19 protein-coding genes are annotated in these 18591 nt (G+C 60.8%); 13 read left to right on the top strand and 6 right to left on the bottom strand.

Annotation, left to right across the window (positions count from 1 at the left end):
* Positions 1-53: 53 nt before the first annotated feature.
* A protein-coding gene (locus BFP92_RS05720; RefSeq protein ID WP_122527355.1) for an IS3 family transposase occupies positions 54-1276 on the top strand; the annotation gives its coding sequence in 2 pieces (ribosomal slippage) (positions 54-405 and positions 405-1276; 1224 coding nt in all).
* 48 nt (positions 1277-1324) lie between these two features.
* Here BFP92_RS05720 and BFP92_RS05715 read toward each other — a convergent pair.
* On the bottom strand, positions 1325-2230 hold the full coding sequence (locus tag BFP92_RS05715) for a DUF808 domain-containing protein (protein ID WP_065912477.1): 906 nt from the start codon (positions 2228-2230) through the stop codon (positions 1325-1327).
* 133 nt (positions 2231-2363) lie between these two features.
* Here BFP92_RS05715 and BFP92_RS05710 point away from each other — a divergent pair, with 133 nt between their 5' ends.
* The gene (locus BFP92_RS05710) at positions 2364-2969 is read left to right on the top strand and encodes a TetR/AcrR family transcriptional regulator (protein WP_056857111.1); all 606 of its coding nucleotides are present in this window, start codon (positions 2364-2366) and stop codon (positions 2967-2969) included.
* Positions 2970-3180: 211 nt separating this feature from the next.
* Positions 3181-3639, top strand: a complete 459-nt coding sequence (locus BFP92_RS05705) for an REP-associated tyrosine transposase (RefSeq protein WP_065912474.1) — start codon at positions 3181-3183, stop codon at positions 3637-3639.
* A 127-nt stretch (positions 3640-3766) separates the two neighbouring features.
* Here the strand turns inward: BFP92_RS05705 and BFP92_RS05700 are convergent, their stop codons facing one another.
* Positions 3767-4207: a GlcG/HbpS family heme-binding protein gene (locus BFP92_RS05700; RefSeq protein ID WP_065912473.1), complete on the bottom strand. Its 441-nt coding sequence runs from the start codon at positions 4205-4207 to the stop codon at positions 3767-3769.
* 256 nt (positions 4208-4463) lie between these two features.
* Here BFP92_RS05700 and gcl point away from each other — a divergent pair, with 256 nt between their 5' ends.
* The 8 genes from gcl to BFP92_RS05660 all read left to right on the top strand — a co-directional run bounded on the left by gcl (position 4464) and on the right by BFP92_RS05660 (position 13827).
* The gene (gcl, locus tag BFP92_RS05695; RefSeq protein WP_017136240.1) at positions 4464-6239 is read left to right on the top strand and encodes a glyoxylate carboligase; all 1776 of its coding nucleotides are present in this window, start codon (positions 4464-4466) and stop codon (positions 6237-6239) included.
* A gap of 10 nt (positions 6240-6249) precedes the next feature.
* Positions 6250-7032, top strand: a complete 783-nt coding sequence (gene hyi, locus BFP92_RS05690) for a hydroxypyruvate isomerase (protein ID WP_065912472.1) — start codon at positions 6250-6252, stop codon at positions 7030-7032.
* A 171-nt stretch (positions 7033-7203) separates the two neighbouring features.
* Positions 7204-8094, top strand: coding sequence for a 2-hydroxy-3-oxopropionate reductase (locus BFP92_RS05685; RefSeq protein WP_026013623.1), 891 nt, complete (start codon positions 7204-7206; stop codon positions 8092-8094).
* Positions 8095-8185: 91 nt separating this feature from the next.
* The gene (locus BFP92_RS05680) at positions 8186-9466 is read left to right on the top strand and encodes a glycerate kinase type-2 family protein (RefSeq protein ID WP_065912471.1); all 1281 of its coding nucleotides are present in this window, start codon (positions 8186-8188) and stop codon (positions 9464-9466) included.
* Positions 9456-10871: a pyruvate kinase gene (gene pyk, locus BFP92_RS05675; protein WP_065912470.1), complete on the top strand. Its 1416-nt coding sequence runs from the start codon at positions 9456-9458 to the stop codon at positions 10869-10871. The genes BFP92_RS05680 and pyk overlap by 11 nt, the downstream gene beginning before the upstream one ends.
* A gap of 126 nt (positions 10872-10997) precedes the next feature.
* Positions 10998-11870, top strand: coding sequence for an urea transporter (locus tag BFP92_RS05670; protein ID WP_065912467.1), 873 nt, complete (start codon positions 10998-11000; stop codon positions 11868-11870).
* A gap of 31 nt (positions 11871-11901) precedes the next feature.
* Positions 11902-12726, top strand: coding sequence for an ion transporter (locus BFP92_RS05665; protein WP_065912465.1), 825 nt, complete (start codon positions 11902-11904; stop codon positions 12724-12726).
* Between the two features lie 96 nt (positions 12727-12822).
* The gene (locus tag BFP92_RS05660; RefSeq protein ID WP_065912463.1) at positions 12823-13827 is read left to right on the top strand and encodes a sulfate ABC transporter substrate-binding protein; all 1005 of its coding nucleotides are present in this window, start codon (positions 12823-12825) and stop codon (positions 13825-13827) included.
* 62 nt (positions 13828-13889) lie between these two features.
* Here BFP92_RS05660 and BFP92_RS05655 read toward each other — a convergent pair whose 3' ends face one another.
* The gene (locus tag BFP92_RS05655) at positions 13890-14504 is read right to left on the bottom strand and encodes a DUF5666 domain-containing protein (protein ID WP_065912462.1); all 615 of its coding nucleotides are present in this window, start codon (positions 14502-14504) and stop codon (positions 13890-13892) included.
* Between the two features lie 178 nt (positions 14505-14682).
* On the opposite strand from BFP92_RS05655, the gene BFP92_RS05650 reads away from it, so the two are divergent.
* Positions 14683-15879 (top strand): MFS transporter, encoded by a 1197-nt coding sequence (locus tag BFP92_RS05650; RefSeq protein ID WP_065912461.1) that lies wholly within the window; start codon positions 14683-14685, stop codon positions 15877-15879.
* Here the strand turns inward: BFP92_RS05650 and BFP92_RS05645 are convergent.
* The 3 genes from BFP92_RS05645 to BFP92_RS05635 form a co-directional block, all read right to left on the bottom strand.
* On the bottom strand, positions 15876-16280 hold the full coding sequence (locus BFP92_RS05645) for a type II toxin-antitoxin system HicB family antitoxin (protein WP_065912459.1): 405 nt from the start codon (positions 16278-16280) through the stop codon (positions 15876-15878). The two genes, BFP92_RS05650 and BFP92_RS05645, sit on opposite strands and share 4 nt — an antisense overlap.
* Positions 16281-16291: 11 nt before the next feature.
* Positions 16292-16480 (bottom strand): type II toxin-antitoxin system HicA family toxin, encoded by a 189-nt coding sequence (locus tag BFP92_RS05640; protein WP_065912457.1) that lies wholly within the window; start codon positions 16478-16480, stop codon positions 16292-16294.
* A 115-nt stretch (positions 16481-16595) separates the two neighbouring features.
* Positions 16596-17717, bottom strand: coding sequence for a cytochrome P450 (locus BFP92_RS05635; RefSeq protein ID WP_065912454.1), 1122 nt, complete (start codon positions 17715-17717; stop codon positions 16596-16598).
* Positions 17718-17791: 74 nt separating this feature from the next.
* Here BFP92_RS05635 and BFP92_RS05630 point away from each other — a divergent pair, with 74 nt between their 5' ends.
* On the top strand, positions 17792-18523 hold the full coding sequence (locus BFP92_RS05630) for an ArsR/SmtB family transcription factor (protein WP_065912453.1): 732 nt from the start codon (positions 17792-17794) through the stop codon (positions 18521-18523).
* The last annotated feature ends 68 nt before the right edge of the window (positions 18524-18591 follow it).

The following is an 18591-nucleotide window of genomic DNA, read 5'->3' as shown; positions in this document are numbered from 1 at the left end:
TGTCCCGTCCTGAATAAGGTTTACACCTTCTGACCCAATCTCAGGAAGGCGTAATGAATTCAGGAAAAAGGCGCAGTCAGCGTGACTACTCGCTGACCTTTAAATTGTCAGTCGTCGATCAGGTCGAAAAAGGCGAGTTGAGTTATAAAGAGGCTCAAGAGCGCTACGGCATCCAGGGCAAATCTACGGTGTTGAACTGGCTACGCAGGCATGGTCGACAGAACTGGAGTCAAAGCGCGTCCATTCGTACCAAGAGATCCCGTTCCATGGATGAGCCCGACAAGCCGCTGACGCCCGAACAGCGAATCAAAGAGCTTGAAGAGCAACTCGCTCAAGCCAATCAGAAAGCTCAGTTTTTCGAAGCCGTTGTTGATGTACTCAAGAATGACTTTGGTGTCTCTGTCGTAAAAAAGCGATCCGGCAAGCCCTCTCCCAAAGGAAAGTCCAAGACCTGAGTATCAGCCGGGCTTGCCAGTTCATCGGGATATCCCGCCAGGCATATTACAAACGCATTCGAGCATGTAATGCTCGAGCCCTCCAGGCTCAGAAGGTTATGGGGTTCGTGCACGAAAAGCGCCTCAGACAACCTAGGCTTGGAACCCGAAAGCTTCATAACCTCATGCATAGCGAGCCCGAAGCCCCGGTAAAGGTTGGTCGAGACTGCCTTTTCGACATTTTGCGGGATCGCAGAGAGTTGGTTCCTCGAAAGCGGGCCTATCACAAAACGACAAACAGTCATCATCGCTTTCACAGGCACCCCAACCTGCTCAAAGAAGGGCCATCACAGGTAGTTGCTACGGCGCCAGAACAAGTTTGGGTAGCCGATATCACCTACTTGCCCACTCAAACGGGCGTGGCCTATCTGAGCTTGGTGACTGACGCCTACTCTCGGAAGATCGTGGGGCATCATGTTCACGAAAGCTTGCACACGGAGTCTGTGATTCAGGCATTCAGTAAAGCCCTCAAGTGCAGAAAAACAGAGCAAAACCTTGTTCATCACTCAGATCGAGGCATCCAATACTGCTCCGAGCTTTATCAGCGGCTGCATGTAAAGCACGGTATCCGGTGTTCTATGACCGATGGTTACGACTGCTACCAAAATGCTTTGGCCGAACGAGTGAACGGGATTTTGAAAACCGAGTTTCTCTTGCATCGGCCCAAAGATGCGGCTGAAGCCGCGCGAATGGTGGATCAATCCGTGCATATCTATAACAGTGAGCGGCCACATCTATCGCTGAAATACAAAACGCCCGATGCGGTGCATCGGGCGTTTTGAGGCTGAAATAGGTGTAAACCTATGTCAGGACTGGACAGTGTAATTTCTTCAAGCCTTGAGGGTTTTCCACACCTTGCCGACCACGCTCACCACCGCCAAGACAACAGCCCCCGCGATAATCCCGGCCACCGCATTGAGCAACGTCGGCATCAGCCACGCCAGCCCGCCAACGCTCTGACTGACGCTCTCGATCCAGTGATGCACGGCTGGCACGCCATGGGTGAGAATGCCGCCGCCGACCATAAACATCGCCGCTGTGCCGATCACCGACAGGCTTTTCATCATGTAAGGCGCGGCGCGCAAGATCGCCCCACCGATACTGCGCGCCGCCTGGCCGGGCTTTTGCGTCAGCCACAGGCCCAGGTCATCGAGCTTGACGATACCGGCCACCAGCCCGTACACGCCGATGGTCATGACGATGGCAATGCCCGACAGCACCACCACCTGCTGCATCAAAGGCGCATCCGCGACGGTGCCCAGGGTGATGGCGATGATCTCGGCCGAGAGGATGAAATCGGTGCGAATTGCACCTTTGATCTTGTCCTTCTCAAATGCCACCAGGTCAGTTGCCGGATCAGCCACGGCTTCAACCAGGTGGGCCTGCTCTTCAGTGCGTTTATGCAAAAAGGTATGCGCAAGCTTCTCAAAGCCTTCAAAACACAAATAGGCGCCGCCGAGCATCAACAGCGGCGTGACCGCCCACGGCGCAAAGGCGCTGATCAGCAAGGCCGCCGGCACCAGGATCAGTTTGTTGACAAACGACCCCTTGGCCACCGCCCACACCACAGGGATTTCCCGCTCGGCGCGCACGCCGGAAACCTGCTGGGCGTTGAGTGCCAAGTCATCGCCCAGCACGCCGGCGGTCTTCTTGGCGGCCATTTTGGTCATCAGCGCAACGTCATCGAGTACGGCGGCGATATCGTCGATCAATACCAACAAGCTGCTTCCTGCCATCAATCGGGCTTCCATAAGAATGAGAAAGGCCGAGCATAGCGCGGCGCAAAGCTTTACGGGCGCATTCTTGAGGCTCGCGGATAGCCGGTGCTACCATGCACAACCGCCGATCTGGCAAGGAAACTCCTGGTTTATGAGCACCATTCGCGAGCGCAACAAAGAAAAGATCCTGCGGGCGGCAAGCGAGGAGTTTGCCGACAAGGGCTTCGCCGCGACCAAAACCAGCGACATCGCCGCCAAGGCCGGGCTGCCCAAGCCCAACGTCTATTACTACTTCAGGTCCAAGGACAACCTCTACCGCGAGGTGCTCGAGAGCATTATCGAGCCGATCCTGGCCGCCTCCACACCGTTCAACCCCGAGGGCGAGCCGGCGGTGGTGCTGAGCAATTACATCCGCTCGAAAATCCGCATCTCCCGCGACCTGCCCTTTGCTTCCAAGGTGTTTGCCAGCGAAATCATGCACGGCGCCCCGCACCTGAGCCCCGAGCAGATCGAACAGCTCAACGCCCAGGCCAAGCACAACATCAACTGCATCCAGAGCTGGGTAGATCGCGGCCTGATCGCCAACATTGACCCCAATCACCTGATGTTCAGCATCTGGGCGGCAACGCAGACGTATGCTGATTTTGACTGGCAGATATCGGCGGTCACCGGCAAGGCGAAGCTGGACGAGGCAGATTATGAGGCGGCGGCGCAGACGATTATTCGGTTGGTGTTGAAGGGGTGTGAGTTGGGCTGATGGACCGAGGTGCCTGTGCTATTCGCGAGCAAGCCCGCTCCCACACTTTGAACCGCGCCAGACATACATTGTATGAACATCGCAAAACCCATGTGGGAGCGGGCTTGCTCGCGAAAGCGCCCTCCCAGACACATCCTGCCAAAAGCCTGCCAATCAGCATCAGCTACCGAGATCTAGCCTCTCAGAACCCCATCTGAAGAGAGGCCATGGAATGCCTGATATAGCGACTTCACACCGCCTGCGCATCGAGCGGTTCAGCGAACCGAACCGCATCTACCTGATCACCACCAATACCCAAGAACGAGTCCCACTGTTCGGCGACTTTCACCTCGGGCGCCTGGTGGTCTGGCAGTTCAGACTGGCCCAATACCAAGGCCTGGCTAATTCACTGGCCTGGGTGGTGATGCCAGACCACTTCCACTGGCTGATCGAACTGCAAAAAGGCTCGTTGGGGGATTTAATGTGTCAGGTAAAATCCAAAAGTACCCGAACAGTGAATGGTGCAACCGGGCGCAAAGGCAGGCTTTGGCAAACCAGTTTTCATGATCGAGCACTGCGCAGGGAGGATGATTTGGTAAAAATGGCCAGGTATGTGGTGACCAATCCACTGCGAGCCGGGTTGGTAGAGCGGATTGGCGACTACCCGCTGTGGGATGCAGTTTGGGTTTAGGGCCAAGACCGAGTCGCCGCCTTCGCGAGCAAGCCCGCTCCCACACTTGACCGAGTTCCACCTGTGGAATGCAGTCAAGTGTGGGAGCGGGCTTGCTCGCGAAGAGGCCCTTGCAGTCACCACATGATCAAGCCGAAACCCCCGCATCCGCCAACAACCCCACCCCCTCAATCGCCGTAATCGCACACTGCTCATCGATATCCGAGGTATCGCCGCTGATGCCGATCGCCCCCAGCACCAGCCCGTCTTGGTTGCGAATCAACACCCCACCCGGTGCCGGCACCACGCTGCCCTGCCCCAGGCTGTTCAACGCCGCAATAAACGCCGGGCGCTGTTGGGCGTCCAGGGCCAACAAGCGTGAGCCCTTGCCCAGCGCAATCGCGCCCCAGGCCTTGCCGATGGCGATTTGCGGGCGCAACAGGCTGGCGCCGTCTTCGCGTTGCAGGGTGATCAAGTGGCCGCCGCTGTCGAGCACCGCAATGGTCAGCGGCGCAGACGAAATCGTGCGGCCTGCGGTGAGGGCCTGGCTGGCGAGTTGGGTGGCGAGTTTCAAGGTTAAAGCGCTCATGGTGCCGTCCTTCTTTTGTTATTGGGAATGCGGTGGAGGTCTGTTTGATCAGATGCTCGATCAAACAAATAGAACACAATGATATTTATTTTTGTATACAGTATTTTCGCACAAAGGCTCCATACGTCGAAAAAAGTGCTTCCGACGAACGCCAGGACCACTTTGCAAAATGCATTGACCTGCGGCGCTCGCCGTGAATACACTTTGTCCAGACACCACTTGTATACAATTACAAAACGCAAGAGGCACCAAAACCATGAGCAAAATGAGAGCAATCGAAGCCGCCGTCCTGGTCATGCGCCGTGAAGGCGTGGACACCGCCTTCGGTATCCCGGGCGCCGCGATCAACCCGCTGTATTCGGCCTTGCAGAAGGTCGGTGGCATCGATCACGTCCTTGCTCGCCACGTTGAAGGCGCCTCGCACATGGCCGAGGGCTACACCCGCACCAAGGCCGGCAATATCGGCGTGTGCATCGGCACCTCCGGCCCGGCGGGCACCGACATGGTCACCGGCCTGTACAGCGCCTCGGCCGACTCGATCCCGATTCTGTGCATCACCGGCCAGGCCCCGCGTGCGCGGATGCACAAGGAAGACTTCCAGGCCGTGGATATCACCAGCATCGTCAAGCCGGTGACCAAGTGGGCGACCACCGTGCTGGAGCCCGGCCAAGTGCCCTACGCGTTCCAGAAAGCCTTCTATGAAATGCGCTCCGGCCGCCCTGGCCCGGTGCTGATCGACCTGCCGTTCGACGTGCAGATGGCCGAGATCGAATTCGACATCGACGCCTACCAGCCACTGCCGCTGGCCAAGCCATTGGCCACGCGCATCCAGGTGGAAAAAGCCCTGGCCCTGCTGGATGCGGCCGAACGCCCCTTGCTGGTCAGCGGCGGCGGCGTGATCAATGCCGACGCCAGCGAGTTGCTGGTTGAATTTGCTGAACTCACCGGCATCCCGGTAATCCCGACCCTGATGGGCTGGGGCACGATCCCGGACGATCACCCGCTGATGGTGGGCATGGTCGGCCTGCAAACCTCGCACCGTTACGGCAACGCGACGATGCTCAAGTCGGACGTGGTGCTGGGCATCGGCAACCGCTGGGCCAACCGCCACACCGGCTCGGTGGAGGTGTACACCGAAGGCCGCAAGTTCATCCATGTCGACATCGAACCGACGCAGATTGGCCGCGTGTTCACGCCGGATCTGGGCATCGTTTCCGACGCCGGTTCCGCGCTGACCATGTTCATTGAAGTGGCCCGCGAGTGGAAAGCCGCCGGCAAGCTCAAGGACCGCAGCGCCTGGCTGCATGACTGCCAGCAGCGCAAGGCCACCCTGCACCGCAAGACCCACTTCGACAACGTGCCGGTCAAGCCGCAGCGCGTGTACGAAGAGATGAACCAGGTGTTCGGCAAAGACACCTGCTACGTCAGCACCATCGGCCTGTCGCAGATTGCCGGCGCGCAATTTCTGCACGTGTACAAGCCACGCCACTGGATCAACTGCGGCCAGGCCGGTCCCTTGGGCTGGACCATTCCGGCGGCACTCGGCGTGGTCAAGGCCGACCCGAGCCGCAAAGTGGTGGCGCTGTCGGGCGACTATGACTTCCAGTTCATGATCGAAGAGCTGGCGGTGGGCGCGCAGTTCAAGCTGCCGTACATCCATGTGGTGGTGAACAACTCCTACCTGGGCCTGATTCGCCAGGCCCAGCGCGGCTTTGAGATGGACTACTGCGTGCAGCTGTCCTTCGACAACCTCAACGCGCCGGAACTCAACGGGTATGGCGTCGACCACGTGGCTGTCGCCGAAGGCCTGGGTTGCAAGGCCCTGCGCGTATTCGAGCCGGGCCAGATCCAGCCGGCGTTGCGCAAGGCGCAGGAAATGATCGAAGAATTCAAGGTTCCGGTGATTGTTGAGATTATTCTGGAGCGCGTGACCAATATTTCCATGGGCACCGAGATCAACGCCGTCAACGAATTCGAAGATCTGGCCCTGGTCGGCAACGATGCGCCGACTGCCATTTCCCTGCTCGATTAAGGAGAACCCTATGCCGCGTTTTGCCGCCAACCTGTCCATGCTGTTTACCGAGCAGGACTTTCTCGCCCGTTTCAAAGCGGCCGCCGACGCCGGCTTCCAGGGTGTGGAATACCTGTTCCCGTACGAGTTCAGCTCCGCCGAGATCAAGGCGCAGCTGGATGCCAACGGCCTGACCCAAGTGCTGTTCAACCTGCCGGCCGGTGACTGGGCCAAGGGCGAGCGCGGCCTGGCGTGCCACCCGGACCGGGTCGAGGAGTTCCGCGCCGGGGTCAAGCTGGCCATCGCCTACGCCCAGGTGCTGGGCAACACCCAAGTCAACTGCCTGGCCGGGATTCGCCCTGCCGGTGTGGATGACGAAACCGTGGAAAAGACTTTTGTCGCCAACCTTAAGTACGCCGCCGACAAGCTGCAAGCGGCGGGCATCAAGCTGGTGATGGAGATGATCAATACCCGCGACATCCCGGGTTTCTACCTGAACAACACGGCGCAGGCCCTGTCGATTCGCGAGCAGGTGGGCAGCGCCAATCTGTTCCTGCAATACGACATCTACCACATGCAAATCATGGAAGGCGACCTGGCGCGGACCATGGCGGCGCACCTAGGTGAGATCAACCACATCCAACTGGCCGACAACCCTGGGCGTAACGAGCCGGGGACCGGGGAGATCAACTATCGCTTCCTGTTCGAGCATCTGGACCGGATTGGTTATGCCGGTTGGGTCGGCTGCGAATACAAGCCGCTGACCACCACCGAAGCGGGACTGGGTTGGCTCAAAACCCATAACGCCATCTAACTCAACACACAGGACCCAATGTGGGAGCGGGCTTGCTCGCGAAAGCGGTGAGTCAGTCGACGAAGATGTTGAATGAAAGACCTTCGCGAGCAAGCCCGCTCCCACAGTGGATCTTCAGTGTTTGGCGGACCCTGTCCGCACTGCACATAGAATAAAAAGAGGATTTTGATCATGGCTAAAATCGGATTTATCGGCACCGGCATCATGGGCCAACCCATGGCCGCCAACCTGCAAAAGGCCGGTCACCAACTGTTCCTGTCCGAGCATCACGGCAAGGCGCCCGAAGCCCTGATCGCGGCCGGTGCCGTGGCCCTGGCCAACCCGCAGCAAGTCGCCCAGGAAGCCGAGTTCATCATTGTGATGGTGCCCGACACCCCACAGGTGGATGACGTGCTGTTCCGCGCCGACGGCGTTGCCGCCGGCCTGTCACCCAACAAAGTGGTGATCGACATGAGTTCGATCTCCCCCACCGCCACCAAAGCCTTTGCCGCCAAGATCAACGCAACCGGCGCGCAATACCTCGACGCGCCGGTGTCCGGCGGTGAGGTCGGCGCCAAGGCCGGCACCCTGAGCATCATGATCGGCGGCGAGCCGCAGACGTTTGAACGCGCTCTGCCGCTGTTCCAGGCCATGGGCAAGAACATCACCCTGGTCGGCGGCAATGGCGATGGCCAGACCGCCAAGGTGGCGAATCAGATCATCGTCGCGCTGAACATCCAGGCGGTGGCCGAAGCGCTGCTGTTCGCCTCCAAAAACGGCGCCGACCCGGCCAAGGTGCGTGAAGCGCTGATGGGCGGGTTTGCTTCGTCGAAAATCCTGGAAGTGCATGGCGAGCGCATGATCAAGGGCACCTTTGATCCGGGCTTCCGTATCAACCTGCACCAGAAAGACCTCAACCTGGCGCTGGCCGGGGCCAAGGAACTGGGGATCAACCTGCCGAACACGGCCGGTACGCAGCAGGTGTTCAGTACCTGCACGGCGATTGGTGGCGGTAATTGGGACCACTCGGCGCTGATCAAAGGGTTGGAGCATATGGCGAATTTTTCGATTCGCGATAAGTAACACACACAACTGATCGTACTGATCGTTCCCACGCGGAGCGTGGGAACGATCGCTGCACCTCTAATAACAAGAATCCCCCGGGAGCCCGCTTATGTCGGTCGATCCGCAACACCTGCTTCGCGAGCTGTTTGCCACAGCCATCGACGCCGCCCACCCCCGGCAAGTCCTTGAACCTTATCTGCCCGCCGACCGCAGCGGCCGTGTGATCGTGATCGGCGCCGGCAAAGCCGCAGCCGCCATGGCGCTGGTGGTCGAAAACTGCTGGCAGGGCGAAGTCTCGGGCCTGGTGGTCACCCGTTACGGCCACGGCGCACCGTGCAAAAAAATCGAAGTGGTCGAAGCCGCGCACCCGGTGCCTGATGCGGCCGGGCTGGCCGTCGCCAAGCGTGTGCTGGAACTGATCAGCAACCTCGCCGAAGACGACCGCGTAATCTTCCTGCTCTCCGGCGGCGGCTCAGCCTTGCTGGCCCTGCCCGCCGAAGGCATTACCCTGGCCGACAAACAGACCATCAACAAGGCCCTGCTCAAATCCGGCGCGACCATTGGCGAGATGAATTGCGTGCGCAAGCACCTCTCGGCCATCAAGGGCGGCCGGCTGGCCAAGGCCGCATGGCCGGCGACGGTGTACACCTACGCCATCTCCGATGTGCCGGGCGACCAGGCCACCGTCATCGCCTCCGGCCCCACCGTCGGCGACCCGAGCACCTCGCAGCAAGCCCTGGCGATTCTCAAACGCTACGGCATTGACGCGCCGGCGTCAGTGCGCAACTGGTTGCAGAACCCGGCTTCGGAAACCGTCAAACCCGGTGACCCGGTACTCGCGCGCAGTCACTTCCAATTGATCGCCCGCCCGCAGCAGTCGCTGGAAGCGGTGGCGGTAAAAGTCCGCCAGGCCGGGTTCAGCCCGTTGATCCTTGGCGATCTTGAAGGCGAAGCACGGGACGTGGCCAAGGTGCACGCCGGTATCGCCCGGCAAATCGTGCAGCACGGCCAACCCTTGGCGGCGCCGTGCGTGATTCTCTCGGGCGGTGAAACCACCGTCACCGTGCGCGGCAATGGCCGTGGCGGGCGCAATGCCGAATTCCTGCTGAGCCTCACCGACAGCCTCAAGGGCTTGCCCGGCGTGTACGCACTGGCCGGTGACACCGACGGTATCGACGGCTCCGAAGACAACGCCGGCGCAATCATGACCCCGTGCAGCTACCGGCGCGCCGAAGCCCTGGGCCTTAGCGCCAGCGACGAGCTGGACAACAACAATGGCTATGGCTACTTCGCCGCGCTGGGCGGTTTGATCGTCACCGAGCCGACCCGCACCAACGTCAATGACTTTCGCGCCATCCTGATTCTTGAGACTGCCAAACATGACGCCTGACAAGAAAGTCAAAATCCTCGCCACCCTCGGCCCGGCCACCGACGGCATAGACGACATCCGCGAGCTGGTGGAAGCCGGGGTGAATATCTTCCGCCTCAACTTCAGCCACGGCGAGCATGCCGACCACGCCCAGCGTTACCAGTGGATTCGCCAGGTGGAGCGCCAGCTCAATTACCCGCTGGGCATCCTTATGGACCTGCAAGGGCCCAAACTGCGGGTCGGGCGTTTTGCCGAGGGTAAAGTGCAACTGGTGCGCGGCCAGGCGCTGCGCCTGGACCTGGACCCGACCCCGGGCGATCAGCGCCGGGTCAACCTGCCTCACCCGGAAATTATCGCAGCGCTTGAGCCGGGCATGGACCTGTTGCTGGACGACGGCAAACTGCGCCTGCGCGTGGTCACCAAACATAGCGATGCCATCGACACCACCGTGCTCAATGGTGGCGAGCTGTCCGACCGCAAAGGCGTGAATGTGCCGCAAGCGCTGCTGGAGCTCAGCCCGTTGACCGCCAAGGACCGCCGCGACCTGAGCTTCGGCCTGGAGCTGGGCGTGGACTGGGTGGCGCTGTCGTTTGTGCAACGCCCGGAAGATATTCGCGAAGCCCGCGAACTGATCGGTGACAAGGCCTTCCTGATGGCCAAGATCGAAAAGCCCTCAGCCGTGCTGCGCTTGCGGGAAATTGCCGAACTGAGCGACGCGATCATGGTGGCCAGAGGCGACCTGGGCGTGGAAGTGCCCGCCGAAAGCGTGCCGCAGATCCAGAAAGACATCATCAGCACCTGCCGTCAATTGGGTAAGCCGGTGGTGGTGGCCACTCAGATGCTCGAATCCATGCGCTTCTCGCCGGCGCCGACCCGCGCCGAAGTGACCGACGTGGCCAACGCCGTGGCCGAAGGCGCGGACGCGGTGATGCTCTCGGCCGAAACCGCCTCGGGCGAATACCCACTCGAAGCCGTGCAGATGATGAGCAAGATCATCCGCCAAGTGGAAAACGGCCCGGATTACCAGGCGCAACTGGACGTGAGCCGGCCCAAAGCGGATGCCACGGTGTCGGACGCCATCAGCTGCGCGATCCGGCGCATCAGCAGCATTTTGCCGGTGGCGGTGCTGGTGAACTACAGCGAGTCCGGCAGCTCCAGCCTGCGCGCGGCGCGGGAACGGCCGGTGGCGCCGATCCTCAACCTCACGCCGAACCTGTCCACGGCGCGGCGTTTGAGCGTGGCCTGGGGCGTGCATTCGGTGGTCAATGACCGGCTGCGCCAGGTCGATGAGGTGTGTTCCACGGCGCTGGAAATTGCCCAGGCGCAAGGCATGGCGCAGCGTGGGGACACCCTGGTGATTACGGCGGGAGTGCCGTTCGGGCAGCCGGGGTCGACGAACTCGTTGCGTATTGAGACGTTGATTTAGCGTCTGTAAGGGCCTTATCGCAGGCAAGCCAGCTCCCACAGTTGATTGGGTTCACAGTGAACACAGCCAAGTGTGGGAGCTGGCTTGCCTGCGATAAGGGCAACTCGGTCTCACTGACTAACCACCATGCACAACCCAACCTGCCCCGACTGGGCCGAAGCGCTGCTCAACGGCTTCAGCCAGATATTCCTGCAGCGCCAGCCGCTGTGTGGCCTGCTGTGCCTGCTGGCCATCCTGATCGGCGCCCCGGCCTTGCTCGGTGGGGCGTTGCTGGGTGGCCTCGCCGGCTTGCTCACGGCCCAGCGCCGGGGCTACCCCAAGGCCGAACGCCAGGCTGGCTTGTACAGCTACAACGGCGTGCTGCTGGGTGTATTGATCAGCCAGCACTTCGCCTGGTCGGCGTTGCTGCCGCCGCTGATTCTGGCGTGCGGCGGCCTGAGTGCGATGCTCACGCGGCAATGGTTGAAACATGCCCGCCAGCCGGATGACTTGTCTGCGTACACCGCACCCTTTGTCGGCCTGGGTTGGTTGCTGGTCGGCAGCGTGCCTCAGCCTGCGTTCGCCCTGGTGGAGCCCGACGTTCTGTCTATGGTCAGCGCGCCCTTTACCGGCCTTGCGCAAGTCATGCTGCTGGACCAGCCCCTGGCCGGCGTCTTGATTGCGCTCGGTCTGTTGCTGGCCAACCGTCGCGCCGCGCTGTGGGCGCTGATCGGCGCCGTGGCCGGCGTGCTGATGGCGTTCCTGATGGACGAACCCGCCAGCGCCCTGCTCGGCTTGCACAGCTACAACCCGGCGCTGGCGGCACTGGCTTTGAGCCAATCACGCCGCCAGCCGTGGCTGCCACTGCTGGGCATCCTGCTGGCGCTCATGCTCACGCCCGGTTTCGCCGCCCTGCACCTGCCTGCGCTGACGGCGCCGTTTATCCTCGCCTGTTGGCTGGTGCGCGCCACGCAGCGGATGTTCAAAGCCCGCGTGGACAGCCCGTTCGAATCCCCCTAGGCTTGCTCGATATTCGATTCAGGCAGGTTTTATGAACAGCAACAGTGACTGGCGTCAGCGCCTCTATGTGATGGTATTCCAAAGCGACACCGCAGCCGGGCGGCGCTTTGACGGCATCCTGCTACTGATCATCCTCGCCAGCATTGTGATCGTGATGCTCGACAGCATCGACGAAATCCACCAGAACTACGCCAATGTGCTGGCCTACATCGAATGGGGCTTCACGCTGATCTTCGCCATCGAGTACGGCTTGCGGCTGTACTGTTCGCCCAAACCCTTGCGCTACGCCTTCAGCTTTTATGGCTTGGTGGACTTGCTGGCCATCGTGCCCGGCATCCTCGCGCTGTATTACAGCGATGCCCAATACCTGCTGATTATCCGCATCATTCGGATGCTGCGGATTTTCCGCGTGCTCAAGCTCAGCCCGTACCTCAAGCAAGCCAACTACCTGATGGCGGCGCTGCGCGGCAGCAAGCAGAAGATCGTGGTGTTCCTGGTCAGCGTGTGCACCCTGGTCACGGTTTTCGGCACCCTGATGTACGTGATTGAAGGCCCGGAGCACGGGTTCACCAGCATTCCCAAGGGCATCTACTGGGCGATCGTGACCCTCACCACCGTAGGCTTTGGCGATATCGTGCCGAAGACGCCGCTGGGCCAGGTGATTTCGTCGCTGGTGATGATCACCGGTTACTCGATCATCGCCGTGCCCACCGGGATTTTTACCGCTGAACTGGCCAGCGCCATGCGCGGTGAACAGCTGGAACACGATTGCCCGGTGTGCAAGAAAAACAGCCACGAACCCAACGCGGCGTTTTGCTCGCGCTGCGGCAGTAACCTGTTTCATAAAGTGGAATAAGCACAGTACGTTTTAATCTTTAAACGCCTATGCAGGCCCGGCTATAGTTGCTGGCAAATTGCCCCCAGTCTTCTCTCGAACAACAAGGAATGAGCAGTGAAAAAAATCCTCAGCGCCTCTCTTCTGGCCGCGGGCCTGGCCCTGGCCGGTGCCGTGCAAGCGGCACCGGTCACACTGCTTAACGTCTCCTACGACGTGATGCGCGACTTCTACAAGGACTACAACGCCGCCTTCCAAAAGCACTGGGAAGCCGAGCACCCGAACGACAAGCTGACCCTGCAGATGTCGTTCGGCGGTTCCAGCAAACAAGCGCGCTCAGTGATCGACGGCCTGCCGGCGGATGTGATCACCATGAACATGGCCACCGACATCAACGCCCTGGCGGACAACGGCAAACTGGTACCGGACAACTGGGTGACCCGCCTGCCGAACAACAGCGCGCCGTTCACCTCCGCCACCGTGTTTATCGTGCGCAAGGGCAACCCCAAAGCCCTGAAGGACTGGCCCGACCTGCTTAAAGATGGCGTACAAGTGATCGTGCCCAACCCGAAAACCTCGGGTAATGGCCGCTACACCTACCTGTCGGCCTGGGGTTATGTGCTGAAAAACGGCGGTGATGAAGACAAGGCCAAGAAATTCGTCGGCGAATTGTTCAAACATGCGCCAGTGCTGGACACCGGCGGCCGTGCCGCCACCACCACCTTCATGACCAACCAGATCGGCGACGTGCTGGTGACCTTCGAGAACGAAGCCGAAATGATCGCCCGTGAATTCGGCCGTGATCAGTTCGAAGTGATCTACCCAAGCGTTTCCGCCGAAGCTGAGCCGCCGGTGTCGGTGGTCGACAAAGTGGTCGACAAGAAAGGCACCCGCGTCGCAGCCGAGGACTACCTGAAGTACCTGTGGTCGCCGCAAGGCCAGGAAATTGCCGCCAACAACTACCTGCGCCCACGGGATCCGAAAGTGCTGGCCAAGTACACCGACCGCTTCCCGAAAGTAGACTTCCTGTCGGTGGAGAAAACCTTTGGTGACTGGCGCACCGTGCAGAAGACCCACTTCAATGATGGTGGGGTTTTTGACCAGATCTATTCCGGTCAATAACTGAAGGTACGCGGTAAAAAAATGTGGGAGCTGGCTCCCACATTTGTTTTTGTGTTTGGCGGTTACATCGGCGGTGTCACCCCATCCTTGCCGGCCGAGATCGCCTGGGCCGTAATGGTCCCATCCGGCGCTTGCGCCGCAAACAACACCACCTTCACGCCCGCCTTGAGCAAGCTGCGATCGCCCGGCTCCAGGTTCACGATCGGCACATCCTCCGGCACCACAATCTTCTGCTCGCCGCCCTTGTACTTCACGGTCAGGGTGCGCCCGTTGCTCACCACCAGGTCGCCCACCGTGCCGTTGGTCATGCTGCTGCCTTCTTTCAAATCGAACGCGCGGTGCCCGTCGCCTGTGCCGGCCATGGCCGGTGGGAATACGTGGACTTCCAGCGCAGTCAGGGTGCCATCGGCGTTCGGCATGGCGGCGGAGCCAATGTAGCTGCCGGGCTTGATCTCATCGATCTTGGCCAGGGTGACGGCGCGTACCTGGGTGGCGGGCGTGAGACGCACCACAACCTCTTCACCACTGTTGACCTTGACGTGCATGGCGTCGCCGTCCATCGCGGTAATGGCGCCGCGTACGCCAACCCGTGGGGCCTCGGCGGCGTTGGCCAGCCCAATGGCCATGGCCGCAGCCAGGGTGGAGGCCAGGAGCATCTTGTTCAGCGTGATTTTCATCGCAATGGATTTCCTGTTTCGACAGTTATGTCTGAATGTATCATTGGCGCTCGCCCCAAAAGTTAACGATTCAGTCATTAATTTGCGGCATGAGTGATATCAATGCGCGCGCTCTACACCGGCGCTGGCGTTGTCTTTACTCTCGCACGCCACCTTCCTTCGCTTTAACGAGAAAACCATGACGGCTACCTCACACGCTTCAAGCACCATGACCCGAGGCATGGTGATGCTGTTTGCGTTCTGTTGCGGCGCCATTGTTGCCAACATCTACTACGCCCAGCCGATCATCGAGTTGATCGCGCCGGACATCGGCCTGACTCCGGCACTGGCGAGCCTGATCGTCTCACTCACGCAAATCGGCTATGCCCTGGGCCTGTTCTTTCTGGTGCCGCTGGGCGACCTGCTGGAAAACCGCAAGCTGATGATCATTACCAACCTGGTGGCCATCGCCAGCCTACTGGGTGCAGCGTTTGCCGAGCAGCCGAATGTGTTCCTGCTTGTGTCGCTGTTGATCGGATTCAGTTCCGTGTCGGTGCAGATTCTTATCCCGCTGGCCGCGCACCTGGCGCCCGCCGAGTCCCGGGGCCGCGTGGTCGGCAGCATCATGGGCGGCCTGTTGCTGGGCATCCTGCTGGCGCGGCCGGTGTCCAGCCTGGTAGCGGACCACTTTGGCTGGCGTGCAATGTTCATGGCGGCGGCCGCGGTGATGGTGTTTATCAGTGCGGTGCTGATGCTGACCATTCCCAAGCGCCAGCCCGACCACAACGCCAGCTATGGCCAACTGCTAGGGTCGCTGGGCACCTTGCTGCGCAAGCAACCGCTATTGCGCCAGCGCGCGTTCTACCAAGGTTGCATGTTCGCCACCTTCAGCCTGTTCTGGACCGCCGTCCCGTTGGAGCTGGCGCGTAACCATGGCCTGAGCCAAAGCGAAATAGCCCTGTTTGCCCTGGTCGGTGCCTTGGGCGCCATCGCTGCGCCTATCGCCGGGCGCCTGGCCGATGCCGGGCACACGCACCGCGCCTCGCTGCTGGCCATGGTGTTTGCCGCGTTGAGCTTCCTGCCGGCTTTTGTACACCCGTTGTACAGCGTGATCGCCCTGGCGTTGACCGGCGTGGTCCTGGACTTCTGCGTGCAGATGAACATGGTCCTCGGCCAACGCGCCATCTACGCCCTCGACGCCAACAGCCGCAGCCGCCTGAACGCGTTGTACATGACCAGCATTTTCATCGGCGGCGCCTTCGGCTCGGCGATTGCCAGCAGCGTGTATGAACACGGCGGCTGGCTGGGTGTGATGCTGGTGGGCAGTGCATTCCCGCTGGTGGCATTGGTACGGTTCCTGAGCGCTTCGCGCCAGGCTGCGGTGGCTACCGCTTAAGAACGCACCAACTTCTCCAACGCCGCATCCGCCAGAAATGACGAGCGGCTTTTGACCTTGTGCTCGCGCACATAACGGTCGATACGCTGAATGACATAACCGGGCAAGGTCACATTGACCTTCTCGGTCTTGCCCAGATAGGGCGAGATATCCAGCTCCAACATGCCCCAGCCCATGCCTGCGTAGTCTTCGTGGGCATGGTGGTTGGCCACCGATGTCGGCATCGGAATCACCCCGCCTTCGGCCGCGATTTCTTGCAGCATGATGTGGGCGATTTCTACCGCAGCGTTGTAGGCCTCTTCAAAACTGTCCCCGGCGGTAACCGCGCCTGGAATATCGGGGATCTGGATACCGGTGGCGGTGAAGTCATCGCCCCATTCGATACACATTGGGTATTGCATGCATGCTCTCCTTAAAACTGAAACAGCCCGGCGCGCTTTCTGATGCTGCGGACGGTGCCCTGAGGCAGGTCCTTTTTGGGATGAGGCACCGGGATCGTGTATGGGTTATAGCGGTGGGTAAAAATAGGATGACTGCCCGTGACTCGATCCAGCACCCAACCCGCCTCTTGCAGCTCCTTGATCAATAGCCTGCTTTGCACCCCTGCCTCCTTGGCTTGGCCTGAATAAAAGTAACCCTAGAGTTATCTTTACTCAAGCACAGTTTTTGTTAGTCGGACTGCCGGGTGTTTTGCTGAATATTGAAATGCAGAAGGGTTACTGGCTTAGCGTCGCAGCACTGAACCTGGGGATACGGCCGTTAAGCGAGGGCCAGTAGCAAAACCGGCCAGCGTCAGCCAGCAAATCGGGCTGATAACGCAGCAAGGCCAACAGCGCTTGCGCGGCGATCGTCAACGCCATCTGTTGGCCTGGGCACTGATGGCGCCCTATACCAAAGCTGAACAGCCGCCGTTGCGTGCGCGCCAGCACAAAACTGTCGGGATCGGTGTTGGCCTCAGCGTCGCGATTGGCCGACGCCAGCAGGACTAAAACACTTTCTCCCGCCGCCAACACCTGGTTGCCAATGGTGCAGCGCGCCGCCACGAATCGCCGTGTGTTTTGCACCGGTGAATCGTAACGCGCCACCTCCTCCACGAGTGCCGTGGCGAGGGCTGGCGTGCGCACAATCTGCGCAACCCGCTCAGGGTGCCGCGCGAGCATCACCAGCGAGTTGCCGATCAACCCGGCGCTGGCTTCACAGGTCTGCGACAACAGCCCGATCAGATTGGCCGCCAATACCTGCGTGTCCTCCCAGTTGCCGCTGCGGATATGGGCCAGCAGCGCGGTTTCCTCCAAGACATCACGGAACATCTGCTGCAACTGCGACGCACCGGACTGCGCATTGCACAACTGTGCTTCACTGCTCAGCGGTGAAAGGCCGGCGACCAACGCCCGCGTTAGCCCAGCGACACGCGCCAACTGTGGCGCCGGGCACCCCAGCAGCGACGCGACCACCGCGACTGGCAAGGTAAACATCAGCGCATCCAGGCTCTGCACGCTGTCGATCAACCGAGCGACCCGCTCGGCGATGGCCGACGCCTCCACCACCGCCAACGCCGGCTCAATCGCCGCCCGTGGGCATCGATGCGCCGGGCCTTCGTTCATGCGCATCCACCGCGCAAAAACCTGCCCCGTCGCGCCCTGTGCAATCGCCTTGGGCACCGGCTCGTGTAACGGGCGCACGTGACAGTCCGGGTGTGCCAGCACCGCCTCTACGGTCTTGGCGCGGCTGGCGATCCACAGGCCCAGCTCGGCATCGAACAGCAGTTCTTCATGGCGCCTCAGGCTGGCGTAATACGGGTAGGGATCAACATGAGTAGCAGCTTGCAGCGGTGTCATCCGGGACTTCCTGTGCTTGAAGAAGCGATACTATCGGCGCTCCCACGCGGCAATGATTCGTTCAGGAACGAAATATGAACGCCTTTGATGATGACGCAGCACTCTCACAAATCGCCGGTGCGATAGCAGAGCCTGCGCGCACAAAAATGCTCTGCGCGCTGATGGATGGCCATGCGCGCACCAGCACCGAGATGGCCGTGATCGCCGGCGTCAGCACCTCGACGGCCAGCGCCCACTTGGCCAGGCTCAAGGACGATGGCCTGCTGAAGCTGCACACCCAGGGCCGCCATCGTTACTACAGCCTCGCCGGCGCGCACGTGGCCCAGGCCATCGAAGGGTTGATGGTGATCAGCCGCAACACCGCCCAGGCATTTGTGCCCAACACGCCCAACCGCCTGCAGCTCGCACGCACCTGCTACGACCACATGGCCGGGACGCTGGCGGTGCAATTGCACGACCATTTCATCGCCTCTGGTTGGCTAGTTGGCGACGGCACCTACGCACTGACGGCCCCCGGCGAAACCGCGATGATCGCGTTGGGGCTGGATCTGCCTGCGGTGCGTGCGCAGCGTCGGCGTTTCGCCTGCGCCTGCCTGGACTGGAGCATGCGCCGCCCGCATTTGGCCGGGGCGTTGGGCGCAGCGGTTTTGCAGTGCGCGATCCATCGCGGATGGGTCACCCAGGATCTGGACAGCCGCGCGCTGGGTGTCACGGCCAACGGGCGCAAGGCGTTTGCAGCGCGCTTTGGAGTAGAGTGGTTGAAGCAAGAGCCAGATCAAGTGCAAAGCAAAAGCCTATCTACCTGATGCAACACAGTCTAAATGTGGGAGCGGGCTTGTCGGGTCGCCGCATCGCTGCGATGCAGGCACCTCGG

Source organism: Pseudomonas sp. 58 R 3, from assembly GCF_900006605.1.
GTDB classification, from domain to species: Bacteria; Pseudomonadota; Gammaproteobacteria; order Pseudomonadales; family Pseudomonadaceae; genus Aquipseudomonas; species Aquipseudomonas salomonii.
The sequence above is the reverse complement of the archived record's forward strand: the minus strand, read 5'-3'. Positions and strand labels throughout refer to the sequence as shown.